Origin of the sequence: Geodermatophilus obscurus, from assembly GCF_900115395.1 — a bacterium.
GTDB classification, from domain to species: Bacteria; Actinomycetota; Actinomycetes; order Mycobacteriales; family Geodermatophilaceae; genus Geodermatophilus; species Geodermatophilus obscurus_B.
Window position 1 is genome coordinate 212,727 of record NZ_FOWE01000003.1, and the last position, 17,752, is coordinate 230,478.

The 17,752-nt window shown below is 75.5% G+C and carries 14 protein-coding genes and 2 tRNA genes; 8 read left to right on the forward strand and 8 right to left on the reverse strand.

Annotated features, from left to right (window positions below; genetic code table 11):
* The first annotated feature begins 11 nt into the window (after positions 1-11).
* Genes BM165_RS24680 through BM165_RS24685 form a run of 3 tightly spaced genes read left to right on the forward strand, consistent with a single transcriptional unit; the run spans position 12 to position 4,563 of the window.
* Positions 12-2,339 carry a bifunctional polysaccharide deacetylase/glycosyltransferase family 2 protein gene (locus BM165_RS24680; protein ID WP_075012821.1) on the forward strand — a complete coding sequence of 776 codons (2,328 nt, stop codon included), beginning with the start codon at positions 12-14 and terminating at the stop codon, positions 2,337-2,339.
* A complete protein-coding gene (locus BM165_RS07060) occupies positions 2,336-3,388 on the forward strand; it encodes a glycosyl hydrolase family 18 protein (protein ID WP_075012822.1) in 1,053 nt (350 codons plus the stop codon). Before BM165_RS24680 ends, BM165_RS07060 begins: the two co-directional genes overlap by 4 nt.
* The gene (locus BM165_RS24685) at positions 3,385-4,563 is read left to right on the forward strand and encodes an acyltransferase family protein (RefSeq protein WP_075012823.1); all 1,179 of its coding nucleotides are present in this window, start codon (positions 3,385-3,387) and stop codon (positions 4,561-4,563) included. Before BM165_RS07060 ends, BM165_RS24685 begins: the two co-directional genes overlap by 4 nt.
* Before the next feature lie 25 nt (positions 4,564-4,588).
* Here the strand turns inward: BM165_RS24685 and BM165_RS07070 are convergent, their stop codons facing one another.
* The 4 genes from BM165_RS07070 to BM165_RS07085 form a co-directional block, all read right to left on the reverse strand.
* Complete coding sequence (locus tag BM165_RS07070) at positions 4,589-5,647, reverse strand: PHP domain-containing protein (RefSeq protein WP_075013075.1); 1,059 nt, start codon at positions 5,645-5,647, stop codon at positions 4,589-4,591.
* Positions 5,644-6,189 carry a DoxX family protein gene (locus BM165_RS07075; protein WP_083427144.1) on the reverse strand — a complete coding sequence of 182 codons (546 nt, stop codon included), beginning with the start codon at positions 6,187-6,189 and terminating at the stop codon, positions 5,644-5,646. The genes BM165_RS07070 and BM165_RS07075 overlap by 4 nt, the downstream gene beginning before the upstream one ends.
* 133 nt (positions 6,190-6,322) lie before the next feature.
* Complete coding sequence (locus BM165_RS07080) at positions 6,323-7,765, reverse strand: bifunctional phosphatase PAP2/diacylglycerol kinase family protein (RefSeq protein ID WP_177225138.1); 1,443 nt, start codon at positions 7,763-7,765, stop codon at positions 6,323-6,325.
* Between the two features lie 107 nt (positions 7,766-7,872).
* On the reverse strand, positions 7,873-8,406 hold the full coding sequence (locus tag BM165_RS07085; RefSeq protein WP_075012825.1) for a CGNR zinc finger domain-containing protein: 534 nt from the start codon (positions 8,404-8,406) through the stop codon (positions 7,873-7,875).
* Between the two features lie 118 nt (positions 8,407-8,524).
* Between BM165_RS07085 and BM165_RS07090 the strand changes: the two genes are divergently transcribed.
* From BM165_RS07090 to BM165_RS07105, 4 genes are all read left to right on the forward strand, one after another.
* A complete protein-coding gene (locus tag BM165_RS07090; RefSeq protein ID WP_075012826.1) occupies positions 8,525-9,727 on the forward strand; it encodes an MFS transporter in 1,203 nt (400 codons plus the stop codon).
* Between the two features lie 97 nt (positions 9,728-9,824).
* A tRNA-Ser gene (locus BM165_RS07095) sits at positions 9,825-9,913 on the forward strand.
* A gap of 22 nt (positions 9,914-9,935) precedes the next feature.
* Positions 9,936-10,008: transfer RNA gene (locus tag BM165_RS07100), tRNA-Arg, on the forward strand.
* A gap of 338 nt (positions 10,009-10,346) precedes the next feature.
* Positions 10,347-12,572 carry an MMPL family transporter gene (locus BM165_RS07105; protein WP_208976676.1) on the forward strand — a complete coding sequence of 742 codons (2,226 nt, stop codon included), beginning with the start codon at positions 10,347-10,349 and terminating at the stop codon, positions 12,570-12,572.
* Between the two features lie 41 nt (positions 12,573-12,613).
* On the opposite strand, the gene BM165_RS07110 is transcribed toward BM165_RS07105, so the two are convergent.
* Positions 12,614-13,081, reverse strand: a complete 468-nt coding sequence (locus BM165_RS07110; protein ID WP_075013078.1) for a DUF6194 family protein — start codon at positions 13,079-13,081, stop codon at positions 12,614-12,616.
* Positions 13,082-13,144: 63 nt separating this feature from the next.
* On the opposite strand from BM165_RS07110, the gene BM165_RS07115 reads away from it, so the two are divergent.
* Positions 13,145-13,852 carry a MerR family transcriptional regulator gene (locus tag BM165_RS07115; RefSeq protein WP_208976677.1) on the forward strand — a complete coding sequence of 236 codons (708 nt, stop codon included), beginning with the start codon at positions 13,145-13,147 and terminating at the stop codon, positions 13,850-13,852.
* 126 nt (positions 13,853-13,978) lie between these two features.
* Here the strand turns inward: BM165_RS07115 and BM165_RS24690 are convergent, their stop codons facing one another.
* The 3 genes from BM165_RS24690 to BM165_RS07130 form a co-directional block, all read right to left on the reverse strand.
* Complete coding sequence (locus BM165_RS24690) at positions 13,979-14,848, reverse strand: universal stress protein (protein WP_075012827.1); 870 nt, start codon at positions 14,846-14,848, stop codon at positions 13,979-13,981.
* Entirely contained in the window at positions 14,845-16,299 is a 1,455-nt protein-coding gene (locus BM165_RS07125) for an amino acid permease (protein ID WP_075012828.1), read from the reverse strand. Before BM165_RS07125 ends, BM165_RS24690 begins: the two co-directional genes overlap by 4 nt.
* A 97-nt stretch (positions 16,300-16,396) precedes the next feature.
* A complete protein-coding gene (locus tag BM165_RS07130; RefSeq protein ID WP_075013080.1) occupies positions 16,397-17,713 on the reverse strand; it encodes an alpha-hydroxy-acid oxidizing protein in 1,317 nt (438 codons plus the stop codon).
* Between the last annotated feature and the right edge of the window lie 39 nt (positions 17,714-17,752).

Consider the following 17,752-nt stretch of genomic DNA (forward strand, 5'->3'; position numbering starts at 1 on the left):
CCCCGAGGACCATGAGACGACCCCTGCACCCTGGCCGTGTCCCGGCCGCGGGTGCGACCACGCACCCCGTCTTCGCCAACCCGTCCGGCCGGCGCTGGAAGCGGCTGCGCGCCGTCCTGCTCACGCTGCTCGTGCTGGCCGTGGGCAGCGTCGTGTTCGCCGTGCCGCGCGTGCTCGCGCCTCCGGCGCTGGACGGCGACTCCATCCCCGACGGGCCGACGGTGCTCGAGGTCGGCGAGCCGCCGGTGGTCGGTGAGGGCCCGCTGGTCCGCGTCCTCGAGGTGCTCGAGGTCGCCGGGGTCACCTACGGGCAGGACCCCTTCGACGGCCAGGTGGTGGCGGAGCTCCCGGCAGCCGATGCCGCCGAGATCGGGTCGTCGCGGTACGTGCTGCACCGCTACGGCTACGACGACACCGCATCCCGCACCATCTCGCTCACGTTCGACGACGGTCCGCACCCGGTCTACACGCCCCGCCTGCTGGACCTGCTCAGCGAGTACGGCATCCAGGCGACGTTCTTCGTCACCGGCGACCAGATGGTGCGCTACCCGGACATCATGGAGCGGATCGTCCGGGAGGGGCACGCGCTCGGGAACCACTCCATGACGCACATCGACGTCAACGTCTCCACGGCGTTCCGCCAGCAGGTCGAGGTCGTCGTCGCCGATCGCGTCATGCGCGCGATCACCGGTCACCACGCCTCCTACTTCCGCCTGCCGTACGAGGGGGAGGACGAGGAGTCGATGCGCGACGACGCGCCGGGCATCCTGCGGGCCCAGCAGCTGGGCTACGCCGTCGTCAGCCACGACTTCGACCCCCACGACTGGGCCTACGCCTCCGGGCAGCGGACCGGGGAGATCCCCATGCCCCCGCTGGGGGAGGAGGACAACATCACCATCCTGCTGCACGACTCCGGTGGCACCGACCGCAGCCTCACGCTGGCCTACGTCGAGGACCTCATCGGGAAGGCCACCGCCGCCGGGTACACGTTCCAGTCCATGCCGCAGGTGTCGGCGGACCTGCGGGCCCGGACCGGCACGGTCGAGGTCTCCACCTGGGACCGCGTGGCCGAGGGCGCGGCGACCGTGCTCTTCGTCTGGCCGCACCTCCTGCTGGAGGTCCTCTTCGTCGTCGCCATCGCAAGCATGCTGGGCGTCGGCCTGTTCAACACGGTGCTGGCGCTCGTCCGCAGCCGTCTCCACCGCCGGCGGCCCGTGGGTGAACGGCTCCCGGTCGCCGTGCTGATCGCGGCCTACAACGAGGAGGTCGTCATCGCGCGCACCCTCGAGCACGTCCTGGCGTCCCGGTACCCGGTCGAGCAGGTCCTCGTCGTCGACGACGGCAGCACCGACGGGACCGCCGCCCGGGTGCGGGCGGTGGCCGTGCGGGACCCGCGGGTCCGGCTCCTGCAGCAGGTCAACGCCGGGAAGTGGGCCGCGCTCAACCGTGGCTTCGCCGCCATCGACCAGCCCTTCGTCGTGACCATCGACGCCGACACCCTGCTCGCCCCCGATGCCGTGGAGGCCATGATCGAGCGCTTCGACCGCCCGGACGTCGGCGCGGTCGCCGGCGTCGTCAAGGTCGGCAACTTCGCGCGCAACGTCGTGACGAGGTGGCAGGCGCTCGAGTACGTCACCCAGATCGGCGTCGACCGTGCGGCGGCGGCGCTGCTCAACGCGATCATGGTCGTGCCCGGTGCGTGCGCGGCCTGGCGGACCCGGGCTGTCCTCGAGGTCGGCGGCTACAGCGACGCCACCCTGGCCGAGGACTGCGACCTCACGCTCATGCTCCACCAGTACGGCTGGCGCGTGGAGCAGGCCGACGGCGCCGTCGCCCTGACCGAGGCCCCCGAGACCGTGGACGCGCTGCTGCGCCAGCGGGTCCGCTGGATGTACGGCACCCTCCAGGCCGTCTGGCGGCACCGGAACATGATCCTGCGGCCGCGGTACGGCTGGCTGGGCATGTTCGTGATGCCCCTGTCGGTGCTGACGATCCTGCTGCCGCTGGTCTTCACCCCGTTCATCGCGGTCGTGGTGGTCCAGATGCTCGTCGAGCAGGGGCCGCTGCCGGTCCTGGGCTACTTCGGGCTGTTCGCGCTGGTCTACGGCCTGCTCGCCACGGTGGCGGTCTGGCTGCTGCGCGAGCGGCCGGCGCACCTGCTGATGGTGCCGCTGTACCGGCTGATCTACGAGCCGCTCCGGGCCTACCTGCTCTACGCGGCGCTCGGGACCGCGCTGCGCGGTGTGCGGCTGGGCTGGAACAAGCTGGCCCGCACCGCCAACGTCGACGAGCCCCTGCCGGCCGTGGCGCGTCCCGAGCCGCTGGGGGTGCGGTCATGAGGCGGGCGCTGCTGGTCCTGGTCGTCTGCGCCGTGCTCGTCGTCGCCGGCGCCGTCACCCTGGCCCGGCCCTGGGCCCCGGACCGCACCGAGCACCTCGTGGCGGCGGCGTGGCTCCCGGTCTGGGACGAGCGGGCACCGGCCGCGCTCGCCCGGGCGGTCGACGAGGGCGGCGTGGCCGAGGTGAGCCCCACCTGGGCCACCCTCCGCCCGGACGGCACGCTCGCGGTCGACGCCCCGCCGCAGGAGGTCCTGGACCGGCTGGACTCCGGGGACGTCCGCGTGATCCCGGCGGTGCAGAACTTCGCCGACGGGACGTGGCAGGGCGACGCGGTGGCCCGGCTCCTCGCCGACCCGGTCGCCTCCGCCGACCACCGGCGGGAGCTGGTCGAGGTCGCCCTGGAGAACGAGTGGGACGGCGTCGACATCGACTACGAGGGGCTGCCGGCGCTGGCCGGGCCCGACTTCACCGCGTTCCTGCAGGCGCTGCGCGACGACCTGCACGAGCACGGCCTGCTGCTGTCGGTGGCGGTGCCCGCCCGCGACCGGGACGAGACGTCGTACGCGCTGGCGTACGGCTACCAGGCGATCGGCCGGATCGCCGACCAGGTGCGGGTCATGACCTACGACAACGCGTGGAGCGGCAGCCCCCCGGGGCCGATCGCACCCACCGACTGGGTCCGCGACGTCGTCGAGTACGCCGTCGAGCGGGTGCCACGGGAGAAGCTGATGCTCGGGATGGCCACCTACGGCTACGACTGGGTCGGCGAGGACGGGAGCAACCTGCAGCACGCCGACGCCGTGGCGCTCGCCGAGCGGGTGGGGGCCGAACCCCGCTGGGACGACGCGGCCGCCGCCTGGACCTTCGACTACGTGGACCAGGGCGGGCAGCACACCGTCTGGTACGAGGACGCGCGCTCGCTGGAGACCAAGCAGGACCTCGCCGCCGCCGCCGGACTGCGCGGGATCGCGATCTGGCAGCTCGGTGGCGAGGACCCGCGGCTGTGGGCCGCGGTGGCAGAGGCGACAGGAGAGGGAGAGGGCGCGTGAACCGTCGGGAGAGTGCGTACGTCAAGTCGCTGGTGGTGGTCGCGCTGGCCGCGGTCCTCACCACGGCGGCCTTCCCGCAGCCGTGGCTGACGCTGGTGTTCCCGGCGGTGGGCGTGCTGTTCGCGGCCGGCGGCGCCGCTGCGGCGTCCCGCCTCGACGCCGCACGGAGGGGCCGGGCGTTCCTCCCGCGGGCGGCCGCGGCGCTGCTCGTGCCGTTCTGGGTCTTCGGCGCCGCGGTCATCACCGCCATGCTCGCGGCCGGCTGGTCCTGGAGCGCCGAGGAGGGCACCGCCCCGCTGACCTGGGACACCGCGTGGCTGTGGCTGCTGCCCTTCGCCGACCCGCCGGTCTCCTCGGACGGCTTCGGGCTGGTCGGCGCGGTGTGGTTCATCCGCGTGTACCTCTGGCTGCTGGTCCTCACCCCGCCGCTGCTGTGGCTGTCCCGCCGGTGGCCGCTGCGGACGATGACCGTGCCGCTGGGCGCCATGGCCCTCGTCACCGTGGGGATCGTCAACCCGCTGGGCGCGACGGCCGACATCGTCCTCGGGCTCTCGGCGTACACGACCTGCTGGCTGCTCGGCTTCGCCCACCGCGACGGCCGGTTGCCGCACGTGCCGGTGTCGACGGCGCTGGTCCTCGGGGTGGGCTGCGCCGCGGCGGGGATCGCCGTCGCCCTGTGGCAGGAGCCCCTGTACGGGTCCTACCGCCTCGAGCTCAACCCGGCGGCCACCATGCTGTTCTCCCTGGGCGGGGTGCTGCTGCTGCTGCGCCTCGACCCGTGGATGCGCTGGATGGAGCGGGTGCGGGGCATCCACCCCGTCCTGTCGCTGTTCCACAGCCGCTCGCTGACCGCGTTCCTGTGGGTCAACGTCGTCATCACGCTCACCCCGGCGGCGATCGCCGCCACGCCGCTGGCCCCGTACCACACGGCCACCACCAGCGGTGAGGTGCTCGAGTACACCGCCACGTGGGTGCTGCTGCTCACCGTGCTGGTGGTGCTGGGGTGGTCCGAGGACCTGGGTGCCGGCCGCCGGCCGCGGCTGCTGCCGCGCCGCCGGCACCGGGTGGCCGCCGGGCCGGCCGCGGTGGCCGTCCGCCCGGACGTCACGCCGGACGTCGCACCCGGCGTGGTGACCGCTCCGGTGGTGCAGGTGACCCGGTCGGCGGCGGCCTAGCCGCCGCGGACGGGGACAGGGGCGGTCATCGGGCGCCGGCGGTCCACTCCAGCAGCTCGTCGGCGGGCCAGGTGTTGACCACCCGGTCGGGGTCGACCCCGGTCTCGACGGCGCGCTCGCAGCCGTTGGCCTGCCAGTCGAGCTGGCCGGGGGCGTGGGCGTCGGTGTCGACGGCGAACTCGCAGCCGAGCTCGACGGCGAGGGCGAGCAGCCGCAGGGGCGGGTCCAGCCGCTCCGGCCGGGAGTTGATCTCGACGGCGGTGCCGTGCTCGACGCAGGCGCCGAAGATGGCCTCGGCGTCGAAGGCGCTCTCCGGCCGCGGCCGCTGGCGCCGTCCCTCCCGCTGCTCGCGGGGGATGAGCAGCCGGCCGGTGCAGTGGCCGAGGACGTCGGTGTGCGGGTTGGCGACCGCGGCGAGCATCCGCTCGGTCATCGCGGCGGACTCCGCGCGCAGGTCGGAGTGCACGCTGGCGACGACGACGTCGAGGCGGCCCAGCAGCTCGTCGGTCTGGTCGAGGCGGCCGTCGAGGTGGATGTCGCACTCGATGCCGGTGAGGATGCGGAAGGGTGCGAGCTCCTCGTTGAGCGCGGCGACGACGTCGAGCTGGCGCTCCAGGCGCTCGGCGGTCAGCCCGTTGGCGACCGTCAGCCGCGGGGAGTGGTCGGTCAGGGCCACGTACTCGTGCCCCAGCGCGATCGCGGCCTCGGCCATCTCGCGGATCGGGCTGCCGCCGTCGGACCAGTCGGAGTGGGTGTGCAGGTCGCCGCGCAGGGCGCTGCGGAACTCGGCGACGTCGTCGGCCAGCGGCACCAGCTCGGCGAACGTCTCCTCGAGGCGGGCCAGGTACTCGGGCACCTCACCGGCGTGCGCCTGCACGATCGCGGCACCGGTCTTGGGGCCGATGCCGCGCAGGTCGGTCAGCGTCCGGGTGCGGATGCGCCGGTCGAGCTCGCCCTCGGGCAGCGCGTCGACGACGGCGGCCGCGGTGCGGAACGCCGCCACCCGGTGCGTGGGCTCGCGGGCGCGCTCCAGGAGGAAGGCGATCCTCCGGAGCGCGGCCGCGGGCGGGAGGGGGGTGCTCAGCTGGCCTTCTTCGCCTGCTTGGCGGCCTTCTTCTGCGCCTTGGCCGCGCGCTTGGCCGCCTTGTCGTAGGTCTTCTCGGTCGACTCGGCTGCGCGCCGGGCGGCCCGCTTGGCGCGGTAGCCGACCGACGGGCGGCCCTCGGTGTCGACGGCGGCGATCAGCAGCCCGCCGAGCAGGCCGGCGTTCTTCAGGAAGTTCGACAGCTGCCCGAAGCGCTCCTCGGGGTCCTCGTGCTCCCAGAAGCGGTGCCCGGCCAGCGTGGTCGGGACGATGCTGCCGGCGAGGGCCAGGGCGCTGAGGCGGGGGAACTTGCCGAGCGCGAACAGGGCGCCGGCGCCCACCTTGATGCCCGCGTCGATCCGCACCCACTGCTCGACGTCGCGCGGCACCTGCACCGGCAGCTGCTGGTCCGCCGTCTGGGTGATGGTGTCGACCACCGGCGCCGCCCCCGGCACCCGGGTCTGCGGGTTGCGCAGGGTGTCGATGCCGCCGTAGAGGAACGACGACGCGAGCAGGGGCCGGGCGATCCGGCGGACCAACATGGAGGACCTCTTCCGTCGATGGGACTGACTGCGTGTCCCCTGCCCGCGCAGCGCAGAGGACACCTCGCCCCGGAACCTAGTGACCGGCGCCGCGCCCCGCTCGGTCAGCACCGGCGGCCGCGTGGGGGAGCGCTCAGGACGTGCGGTGGCAGTACACCGTGAGCGGCGCCCGCTTGCCGAAGACGAACGACGACTCCGCCGCGCCCGTCTCGCCGTCGTAGGCCACCGGCTGCGCGCCCGACCACAGGTGCACGTGCACCTCGTCGGTGGCGAACGAGGCGTAGCCGGAGATGCGGTCGCTGACCCCCAGCAGCGCCCCGAGCACCGCCCGGGTGCGGCTGAACGGGACGTCGGCGCGCAGGTACTGGACGTCGAGCAGGCCGTCCTCCAGCCGGGGCCGCCAGGCCGGTGCCACCCCGCGCGGGGTGTAGCGGCAGTTGCCGACGAACAGGATCCAGACGTCCACCGGCCGCCCGTCGAGCACCATCGACACCGGCGTGCCGGCGCGCAGCACCTGCGCCGCCGCGACCGCCATCGCCGCCCAGCGGCCCACCCGGCCGGCCAGGGCGTCGCGCCGCCGCACCATCTCCGGGTAGGCACCGATGCTGGCGGTGTTGAGGAACGGCGTGCCGTTGACGTCGGCGACGTCGACCGACACCGCCCGGCCCGCCTCTACCGCCCGCGCGGCTTCCTCGGGTGTCTCGACGCCGAGGTCGCGCACGAAGTGGTTCAGCGTGCCCGCCGGCAGCACGGCGAGCGGCAGCCCGTGCGCCAGCGCCACCGCGGCGGCGGCGGCCACGCTGCCGTCGCCGCCGGCGACCCCCAGCGCGCGTGCCCGTCCCGAGCGGGCGGCCTCCTCCAGCAGGTCGGCGATGCCGTGGCCGGGCGCCGAGCCGTGCACCTCGGCGGCCGGCAGCAGGCGGCGGACCTGGGCCACGGGGTCGTGGTCCGGCGGCCCCGACCGCGGGTTGACCGCCACCACCAGGCCCTCGCCGCGGGGCAGCGCGGGGGCCGACCGGGCGGGCCGCACCCGCGCCGGCTCGGTCGGGCGGACCGGCCACCAGCGCTGCCCGGCCAGCGCCACCCCGGCGCCGATGGCCAGCCCCGAGACGACGTCGCCCGGGTAGTGGACGCCCACGTGCACCCGCGAGTAGCCGACGGCCAGCGCCAGCGGCGCGAGCGCGGCGCCGGCGAGCGGGCTCTCCATCGCCACGCCCGTGGCGAAGGCGCCGGCCGAGGAGGAATGGCCGCTGGGGAAGGACAGGGTGTGCGGCGCCCGCGGCAGCCGGCGGTGGCTGGCCATGGCGTCGAGGTCGGGCCGCACCCGGCCGACCAGCCGCTTGAGGACGGCGTTGACCACCGTGCTGGCCACCGTGAGCGAGCCGAGGCCGCGCACGGCCGCCCGCCGCGACCGGCCGCGCCGCAGCCCGAGCAGGAGGGCGAAGGCGAACCACAGCCGGCCGTGGTCGGCGGTGGTGGTGAGCCGGCGCAGCCACCGGTCGGCCGGCGTGTCGGGCAGAGCGCCGATCGCGGCGTGCAGCCGCGCGTCCCAGTACCGCAGCCGCAGCGGGGTCACCCGCGGCACGTTACGTGCGCGTCCACGGCTGTGGCGTGCGATGGAACGGCCACCCCCCAGGGCCCCGCGCCGGGGCGCGCCGGGCGTGGGGGAGGGGTGGTCCTCCGTCAGGCCCGGCGGCGGGCCCGGTAGGCCGCGACGGACGAGCGGCTGGCACAGGTGTTGGAGCAGTACCGCCGGCTGGCGTTGCGCGAGGTGTCGACGTAGACGTCGTCGCAGCCCTCGGCGGAGCACACGCCCAGCCGCTGCCAGCCGTGCTGGGCCACGACCTGGGACAGCCCCATCGCCACCGTGGTCGTCAGCTGCTCGACCGCCGGCGCGTCGGGACGGGCGTAGTGCAGGTGCAGCTCGCCGTCGTGGTCGGTGGCGTAGGGGTGCGGCCGGGCCAGCGCGAGCAGCTCGTTGAGCCGCGCGATGACCTCGTCCTGCGAGCCCGCGACGGCGACCGCGCGGACCAGGTCGGCCGTGGCGGCCGCCCGACGCGACTCCGACGGCGTGAGGTCGAGCACCGTCTCGGGCGTGAACCACTCGTCGTGGGCGCGCAGGAAGGCGCCGGCCCAGGCCGGGTCGCCGTCGCGGTCGGTGTTGGCCAGGTGGATGGCCAGCTCCACCGCGTTCGACCCGTAGGTGTCGTAGTTCATATGGCTCCCTACCGCCCGGTTGACGACCGGTTGCTAACCTCGGGACTTCGTAGGGGGTCAACGGTGTTTGACTCCCTACTGTTCCGTTCTCCACCTGCAAGTCGAAACGAGTTCCGTCGTGCGTACGTACCTGTCCGTCTGGCGCCTGCCGTCCGCCCCCGTGCTCCTGCTGGCCGGGTTCGCCGGCCGGCTGCCCTCGGCGATGGTCCCGCTGGCGCTGCTGCTCATGGTGCAGCAGCAGACCGGTTCCTACGCCGTCGCCGGCCTCGCCGCCGCCACCTACGGCCTCGCGATGGCCGCCATGGCCCCCGTCCTCGGCCGGCTGGCCGACCGGCGTACCCCGCGCCCGGTCCTGCTGGCGCAGGCTGCCGTGTACCCGCTGCTGCTCGCCCTGCTGGTGCTGGCCGTCCTCGGCGGCGCGCCGACGGCGGTCGTCCTCGCCGCGTCGGCCGCCGCCGGCCTCGGGACGCCGCTGGTCTCCGGCACCGTCCGGGCCCTGTGGTCGCGGGTCGACCCGCGGGTGCGCACCACCGCCTTCGCCCTCGACGCCACCGCCACCGAACTGGTCTTCGTGGCCGGCCCCACGCTCGTCGCCGCGCTGGCCGTGTTCGCCGGACCCGCGTGGGCGCTGGCCGTCGCCGGCACCCTGGCCGTCGCCGGCGCGCTCGCCATCGCGACGTCGACGGCGATGCGCGGCTGGGTGCCCGTGCCGGCCGCGGAGCGCACCAGCGCCTTCGCCACCGTGCTCACCCCCGGCATGCCGCGGGTGCTGGTCAGCGGCTCGGCGCTGATGCTGGGCTTCGGCGCGCTGGAGGTGGCCATCCCCGCCTTCGCCGACGAGGCCGGGTCCCCGGGCCTGTCCGGCCTGCTGCTCGCGCTGTGGTCGCTGGGCTCGGTGGCCGGCGGCCTGTGGTTCGGCGCGCGCGTGGTCAGCGCCTCGCTGCCGCGCCAGTACCGCTGGCTGCTGCTCGGCGTCACCATCGGCCTGGCGCCGCTCGCCGCGGCGTCGAGCCCCTGGGTGCTCGGCGCGCTGCTGTTCCTCGGCGGGACGGCGATCGCGCCGACGATGACCGTGCAGAGCTCGCTGGTCGGCGCGCTGGCGCCGGCGCACGCCACCACCGAGGCCTTCACCTGGCTGTCGACCATGGCCACCGGCGCCTCGGCGCTGGGTGCGGCCCTCGGCGGCGCGCTCATCGACGGCCCGGCCGGGGTGACCGGCAGCCTGCTGCTCGCCGTCGGCGGTGCGGCGGCGGCCGTGCTGGTGACCCTGGTGCCCGGCCGTGCCGCGCCGGCGCGGGAGCGCCAGGCGGTCGCGGCCTGACGCTCGCTCCCGGCCCGGGGCACCCCCCGGGCTGGGAGCCGCCCGCGGGGCGCTGGTAGTCTCTCCTCTCGGTGGTACCGGGGGAACTCGGACCCCGGGAGGCTTCGCCTAGTCCGGTCTATGGCGCCGCACTGCTAATGCGGTTTGGGTTAATCCCCATCCCGGGTTCAAATCCCGGAGCCTCCGCGCACGACAACTGAACACCCACGCACCCGTAGCTCAACGGATAGAGCATCTGACTACGGATCAGAAGGTTAGGGGTTCGAATCCCTTCGGGTGCACGTCTGGTTGAGACAGCGCCGGCCCCCGTCCCCCTCGTGGGAACGGGGGCCGACGTCTGTCCGGGGTCGGCCCCGGTGCCGCTGTGACGCACCGCTCACCGGCCCGGGTCCACCCCGACGGCGCGCTGCCGAGGACCAGGGGTGGACGGGGGTCTTCCCCGATGCCGCCGTCCGCGCCGCGCCGCGAGGCTGCTGCCGCTCCCGGGGACCGGCTGTCGGGTCAGCCCGACACCGGACCGACCGGCTGCCCGGATGGGCCGGCGACCCCGCGGAGAGCAGGTTCGACGACGGCACCCGACCGTTCGCCGGACGGTCCCGCGACCCGACAGGAGACGACCGTGCAGACACGCGGCAACCTCGCCGCCCGGATGGGCCGCTGGAGCGCCCGCCACCGGAGGGCCGCCGTCCTGGGCTGGCTGGCCTTCGTGGCCGCCGCGTTCCTCGTCGGCCAGGTGGTCCCCCGGGGGGAGCTCACCGCGGCCGAGCAGACCCTGGGCGCGCCGGCCCAGGCGCAGCGGGTCCTCGAGGAGAACGGCTGGGAGGAGCCGGCCTCGGAGATGGTCCTGGTGCAGCGGGACGCCGGCGTCCCCGAGGCCGCCGCCACCGCCGCGCTCACCGACCTCGTCGAGACGCTCCGCGGGGTCCCCGAGGCCACGGACGTGGTGAGCCCGCTCGACGGTGCCCCGCTGGTGTCGGCCGACGGCCGCTCGGTGCTGGTCACCCTCGACGTCGCCGGGGACAGCGCGACGGCCGACGAGCGGATCGGGCCGATCCAGGACGCCGTCGCCGCGGTCGCCGACCGGCACGACGACGTGCGGGTCGAGCAGTTCGGCGGCACCAGCGCCGACCTCGCGCTGGGGGAGACCCTCGACGCCGACTTCCAGCGCGCCGAGCTGCTCTCCGTCCCGATCACGCTCGTGGTGCTGCTGGTGACCTTCGGCGCGGTGGTGGCCGCGCTGGTGCCGCTGGTCTTCGCCCTGACGGCGTTCCTCGCCTCGCTGGGCCTGCTCAGCCTCACCAGCCAGGTCTGGCACGTCGACCAGACCGCGCAGATCGTCATGCTGCTCATCGGGCTGGCCGTCGGCGTCGACTACTCGCTCTTCTACCTCAAGCGCGAGCGCGAGGAGCGGGCGAAGGGCGCCGGCCCGGCCGACGCGCTCGACGTCGCCGCCGCCACCTCCGGCCGCTCGGTGCTCATCTCGGGCATCACCGTCGTGGTGGCGATGGCCGGCATGTTCCTCACCGGGTTCTCGGTGTTCACCGGCGTCGCCTCGGCCACCATCCTCGTCGTCGCCGTCTCCGTGCTCGGGTCGCTGACCGTGCTGCCGGCGACGATGGCCTGGCTCGGCGACCGGGTGGAGAAGGGGCGGATCCCGTTCCTGCGCCGCCGGGAGGCCGGACCCGGCCGTTTCTGGCCGGCGGTGCTGGGCGCCGTGCTGCGCCGGCCGCTGGTCGCCGCCCTCGCCGCCGGGGCCGCACTCGTCGCCCTCGCCGTCCCCGCGCTGTCGATGGACCTGCGCAGCGAGGGCGTGCAGGACCTGCCGCAGGACCTCGCGGTCATCCAGACGTACGACCGCATCACCGAGGCGTTCCCGGGAGGCCCCTCCCCGGCGGAGGTGGTGATCGAGGCGCCCGACGTCGAGGCCCCGGAGGTGCAGGCGGCCGTCGCCGAGCTCCGGGAGCGGGCCCTGGCCACCGGGCAGGTCAGCGAGCCGATCGGGGTCGAGACGAACGAGGCGGGCACGGTCGCCGTCGTCTCCGTGCCGCTGGTCGGCGACGGCGAGGAGCAGGCCTCGCGCGACGCGCTGGCGACCCTCGCCGACGACGTCGTGCCCGCCACGGTGGGGGAGGTGGACGGCGTCACCGCGGTGGTCACCGGCGGCACCGCCTACTCGGTCGCCTTCGACGAGCTCATGGCCGACCGCACGCCGTGGGTGTTCGGCTTCGTGCTGGTGCTCGCCTTCGTGCTGCTGCTCGTGTCGTTCCGCTCGGTGACGGTGGCGGTCACCGCGATCGTGCTCAACCTGCTCAGCGTCGCGGCGGCCTACGGGGCGATGGTGCTGGTGTTCGAGGAGGGCGTGGGCGCCGACCTGATCGGCCTCGACCGGACCGGGGCGATCGTGAACTGGATCCCGTTGTTCCTGTTCGTGATCCTCTTCGGCCTGTCGATGGACTACCACGTCTTCATCCTCAGCCGGATCCGCGAGGGGCACGACCAGGGCCTGCCCACGCGGGCGGCGGTGGCGCGGGGCATCACCTCGTCGGCGGGGGTGGTCACCAGCGCCGCGGTGATCATGGTGTTCGTCTTCCTGACCTTCGTCACCCTGTCGATGACGAGCATGAAGCAGATCGGGCTGGGGCTGGCCATCGCGGTGCTGCTCGACGCCACCGTCGTCCGCGCGGTCCTGCTGCCGGCGGTGATGCAGCTGCTCGGCCGGGCCAACTGGTACCTGCCCCGGTGGCTGCGCTGGCTGCCCGAACTGCAGCACGAGCCGGCGGCCGCGGCCGTCCTGCCCGGGCCGCGGACGGCGCCGGAGGACAGCCTGGCGACGACGCGCGGCTGACACGTCCGGGGCGGTCCCCGCGGGGACCGCCCCGGCGCGCGTCAGGACACGGCGTCGCGGCGCTCGCGGCGCGTCCGAGCCCGGGCGTGGGCGCTGCGCAGCAGGTCGCGCACCACCGCCTCCGTCCGCGGTCCCGGGTCGACCACGCACACCCAGCCCAGGCCGCCGTACGCCGGGTGCGCCAGCACCGTGTCCGTCGTGTCCGCGGCGGGCTCGTCGCCGGCCGGCTCGCGCGGCCCGCGGCCGACCAGCGCCGTGAACTCCTCCCGCGAGACCCCCACGTTCACGCGGAAGGACCCCGGCCGGTCGAGGCCCGCGGGCGGCTCGCCCGGCTGGTCCCTGGTCACGACGGTGGCGAACGGCTGGGTCCTCGGGACGACGCCGTCCGGGGAGACGTAGAGGAAGACGTCGCCCCACGCCCCCTCCGGGGAGCCGTCGCCGGGCCCGGGCCGCAGCACCAGGACCTCACCCAGCGGGGTGACGGCGTCGATGATCTCGTCGATGCTCATGCCCTCGAGCGTGACCTGGAAGTGCTTGTGGAGGGTCGGCCCTCCGCAGGAGGCGGGGAGGGCGTGACAGGTCTCCACCGGCCCCTGCGGACGGTCGACGTCGCGCGGCGGGCGGGGTGCTCGGTGCAGCAGGTGCGCGACCTCGAGGCCGACGGCGTCCTGCCCGCGACGACCCGGACCGCGGCCGGGTACCGCGTGTTCACCGACGTGCACGTGCAGGCGGCGCTGGCCTACCGCTCCCTGGCGGTCGCCGTCGGCCCGGTCCGGGCACGCGAGGCGGTGCGCGCGGCGCACCGGTGGCCGGCCCCCGACCTGCTGCGCCTGCTCGACGCAGCCCACGCCGGGCTGCACACCGAGCGCCGCGACCTCGCGCTGGCCCGGGAGGCCGCCGCGTCGATCAGCGCCGAGCCGGTGGACGACGTCCGGCCGTCGGACTCGATGGGCGTCTCCGAGCTCGCCGCCGCGCTCGGGGTGCGCCCCTCGACCCTGCGGCACTGGGACGCCGAGGGGCTCGTCGTCCCGCGGCGGACGGCCGGTGCGGCCCGCCGCTACTCACCCACCGACGTGCGGGACGCGCGGATCGTGCACCAGCTCCGCCTCGCCGGGTACCGCGTCGGACCGCTGCGGGCGCTGCTGCCGGAGCTGCGCGGCGCGCGGCGGCGGGAGGACGTCCTCGCCGCGCTGGCCGCCCGGGACGCCGACCTCGACGCCCGCTCCCGGGCGCTGCTCGACGCGTCGTCGGCGCTCGCGGCGCTGCTGCGGGAGCGCTGAGGGTGTGGGGCGGGGGGCCGGTCCTGGCGGTCTGGCCGCGTTGGTCGATCCTCCCAGCAGTGGGAGGCCAATCGTTGCCGGCTGCCCCCGCCCTGCCACCACTGTGAGCGCCGTCACAGTGGGGCGTCAACCCCGGTGCGGCGTGTCGGCCGCGTCCTCCGTCCCGCGCGGCACGACGACCACGGGCACCGGTGCGGCACGCAGGATGCGGGTCGCCGTCGACCCGAGGAAGACCCGGGCGACCGGCCCCAGCCGCGACGAGCCCACGACCAGCAGGTCCCCGTCGGACCACCCTGCCGCGGCCACCGCACCCGGCCACCCGGCGCCGCGTGCGACGACCGTCTCCGGCGCCCCGGGCAGGGTCGCCGCGACGGCGTCGAGCCCCTCCTGCGCCTGCCGCGCCCAGGCCGCGCTCACCTCCCGCTCGACGTGCAGCCCGGTCTCCGACGGCAGCAGGGGGTCGCGCTCGGGGGCGAAGGTGACCAGCCGCAGCGGCACGCCCCAGGCCGCCGCGGCGCGCCGTGCCCAGGTGAGGGCGGCGCGGGAGCGGTCGGTGCCGGCCCAGGTGCAGGTCAGCCGGGTCACCCGCTCGCCGGGCGCGCCCGCCCGCGCGGCCAGCGCGAGCGGCACGGGGGAGGAGCGCAGCAGGTGCTCGGGCACCGCGCCCTCCCGGCCCAGCACCAGCAGCGAGCCGCCGACCTGGCCCACCACGGTGACCAGCCCGGCCGGCACCGACGGTGCCTCGACGGCCACCGTGGCCACGTCGGCCACGCCGGCCGCGCGCAGCGCGAGGGCCGCCCGGCCCTGCCGTGAGCGCACCAGCTCGGCGACCCACGTGCGGTACTCCCGGTCGACCCGGGGGTCGGGGAAGCCGCGGGCGGTCACGGTGGCCACGACGACGTCGTCGCCGGCCGTGCGCGCCAGCAGCGCCGTCAGCCGCAGGTGGGCCTCGCCCCGCTCCTCCAGGTCGGCGGGGTGCCCGACGACGAGGGTCACCGGGGCTCCCGCAGCCGGGAGTGGGTGCGCGAGTAGGTCACGTAGACGACCGCCGCGACCGTCAGCCACCCGGCGAACAGCAGCCAGGTGACCCCGGGCAGGCCGGAGAGCAGGTAGAGGCAGAAGGCGATCGAGAGGAGCGGCACCGCCGGGTAGGCGGGCACCCGGAAGCCGCGGGGCAGGTCGGGCCGGGTGGACCGCAGCACCATCACGCCCACCGACACGACGAGGAAGGCCACGAGCGTGCCCATGCTGGTGAGGTCGATGAGGAAGTCCAGCGGCACGAAGCCGGCCAGCAGACCCACGAACAGCGCGACGGCGACCGTGCCGCGCACCGGGGTGAGCGTGCGCGGGTCGACCCGGGCGAACAGCGACGGGATCAGCCCGTCGCGGCTCATGGCGAACAGGATGCGGGTCTGGCCGTACATGGTCACCAGCGTCACCGAGAAGATCGAGATGACGGCGCCGGCGGCCAGCACGATCGCCGGCCACCGCGAGCCGGTGACGTCCTCGAGGATCACCGCCAGTCCGGCCTCCTGGCCCTCGAAGGCGCCGGCGGCCTGGGCGCCCACCGCGGCGACCGCCACCAGCAGGTACACCGTCGTGACCACCACGAGCGAGCCGATGATCGCGCGGGGCAGCGTCCGCCGCGGGTCGCGCACCTCCTCGCCGGCGGTGGAGACGGCGTCGAGGCCGATGAAGCTGAAGAAGATCGACGACGCCGCGACGCCGATCCCGGCCGCGCCCAGCGGCGCGAACGGCGACAGGTTGCCCGCGTCGAAGGCGGAGAGGGCCACCGCGGCGAAGAACAGCAGGACGGCGATCTTGAGCACCACCATCACCGCGTTGGCCCGCGCCGACTCGCTCGCCCCGCGCACCAGCAGCAGCGCGCACAGCGTCACCAGCACGATCGCGGGCAGGTTCACCACCCCGCCGGCGCCCGGCGCGAAGGACAGCGTGTCGGGGATGCGCAGGCCGACGGTGTCGTCGAGGAGCTCGTTGAGGTACTCGCTCCAGCCCACCGACACCGCCGCCGAGCTGACGGCGTACTCCAGCACCAGGCACCAGCCGACGACGTAGGCGACGAGCTCGCCGAGCGTGGCGTACGCGTAGGAGTAGGAGGACCCGGCCACCGGGATCGTGGAGGCCAGCTCGGCGTAGCAGAGCGCGGTGAAGCCGGCGGTGACGGCGGCCAGCACGAAGGAGACGATCACCGCGGGGCCGGCCTCGGGGACGGCCGTGGTCATCACGAAGAAGATGCCGGTGCCGATGGTGGCGCCGATGCCCAGCCCCATGAGCTGGCCGACGCCCATCCGGCGGGCCAGCGCCCTGCCGCCGCGGTCGCCGGCCCCGGTCGCGGCGGCCCCGTCCGCACCGGCTCCGGTCTCCTCGACCATCTCGGCGACCGGCTTGCGCCGGAACAGCTGGTTGCCTGCGGGTGGAGCGCTCACGCGGACCTCCTCGACGGGGAGCCGGCGTCGTCGGCGGCGGGCGGGTGGCGACCACCGTGACCCAGGCCGGCGGGGACGGCCACTCCTGCTCCGGGGCTCAGGGGATCCGGCGGAGCACCTCCGGCGACAGCTCCGCGACCGAGGTGTGCCCGCTGAGCCCCAGGGTGAGGTCGAACTCGCCGAGGACGTCGGAGACCACCTGGTGGACCCCGGCCTCGCCGGCCAGGCCCAGGCCCCAGGCGTAGGGGCGGCCCAGCAGCACCGCCCGCGCGCCGAGGGCGACGGCGACCAGCACGTCGGCGCCGCTGCGGATGCCGCTGTCGAGCAGCACCGGCGCGCGGTCGCCCACGGCGGCGACGACGTCGGGTAGGGCGTCGAGCGCGGCGATCGAGCGGTCCACCTGCCGCCCGCCGTGCGTGCTCACCACCACGCCGTCGACGCCCTCGTCGAGCGCCCGGCGGGCGTCGTCGGGGTGCAGCACGCCCTTGAGCAGGATCGGCAGCCGGGTGCGGGCGCGCAGCCAGGCGAGGTCGGCCCAGGTGATGGAGGGCCGGGAGTAGGTGGCCAGGAACGTCTCGACGGCGGCCCGCGGCAGCGGCGAGCGGAGGTTCTCCCGCAGCGGCCCGGGCCAGGCACGGGCCATGCCGACCATCGCCAGCACGGCGGCGAGCGTGGGCCGGGGCTGGCGGTCGCGCCCGGCGGCCTCGCCGGCCTGCGCGGGTGCGGCGTCGCCGGCCCCGGCCGCCCGGGCCTCGACCAGCCGCCGGAACGCCGGGTCGGAGGTGTACTGCGCGATGCCCTTCCCGAGGGCGAACGGCATGTGCCCGAGGTCGAGGTCGCGCGGGCGCCAGCCGAGCATCGTGGTGTCCAGCGTGACCACCAGCGCCTCGCAGCCGGCGGCCTCGGCGCGACCCACCAGGCTCTCCACCAGCTCGTCGGAGGTCGACCAGTACAGCTGGAACCAGCGCGGGGCGTCCCCCATGGCCTCCGCGCAGGTCTCCATGGGCACCGACGCCTGGTTGGAGAAGACGAACGGCACGCCGAGGGACGCCGCCGCACGGGCCACCGCGAGGTCGGCCTCCCGGTGCACCAGCTCCAGTGCACCGACCGGGCCGAGCAGCAGCGGCGCGGGGATCCGCCGTCCGAACAGCTCCACGGAGGTGTCGCGGGCGCTGACGTCACGCAGCACCCGGGGGACGACGGCCCACCGGTCGAAGGCGGCGCGGTTGGCCCGCTGCGTGTTCTCCTCGCCGGCACCTCCGGCCACGTAGGCGTAGGCCCGGGCGGTCAGCCGCGCGCGGGCTCGGCGCTGCAGCGGCCGGGCCGTGGTGGGCACGAGCGGGGAGCGCCCGTATACCCCGGCGCGGTAGACCTCGTTCTGGCGGCGGCGACCGGTCCCGGCTGCGGAGTCCACCGGATCACCGTAGTGACCCCGCTCACCACCGCCGGCCGG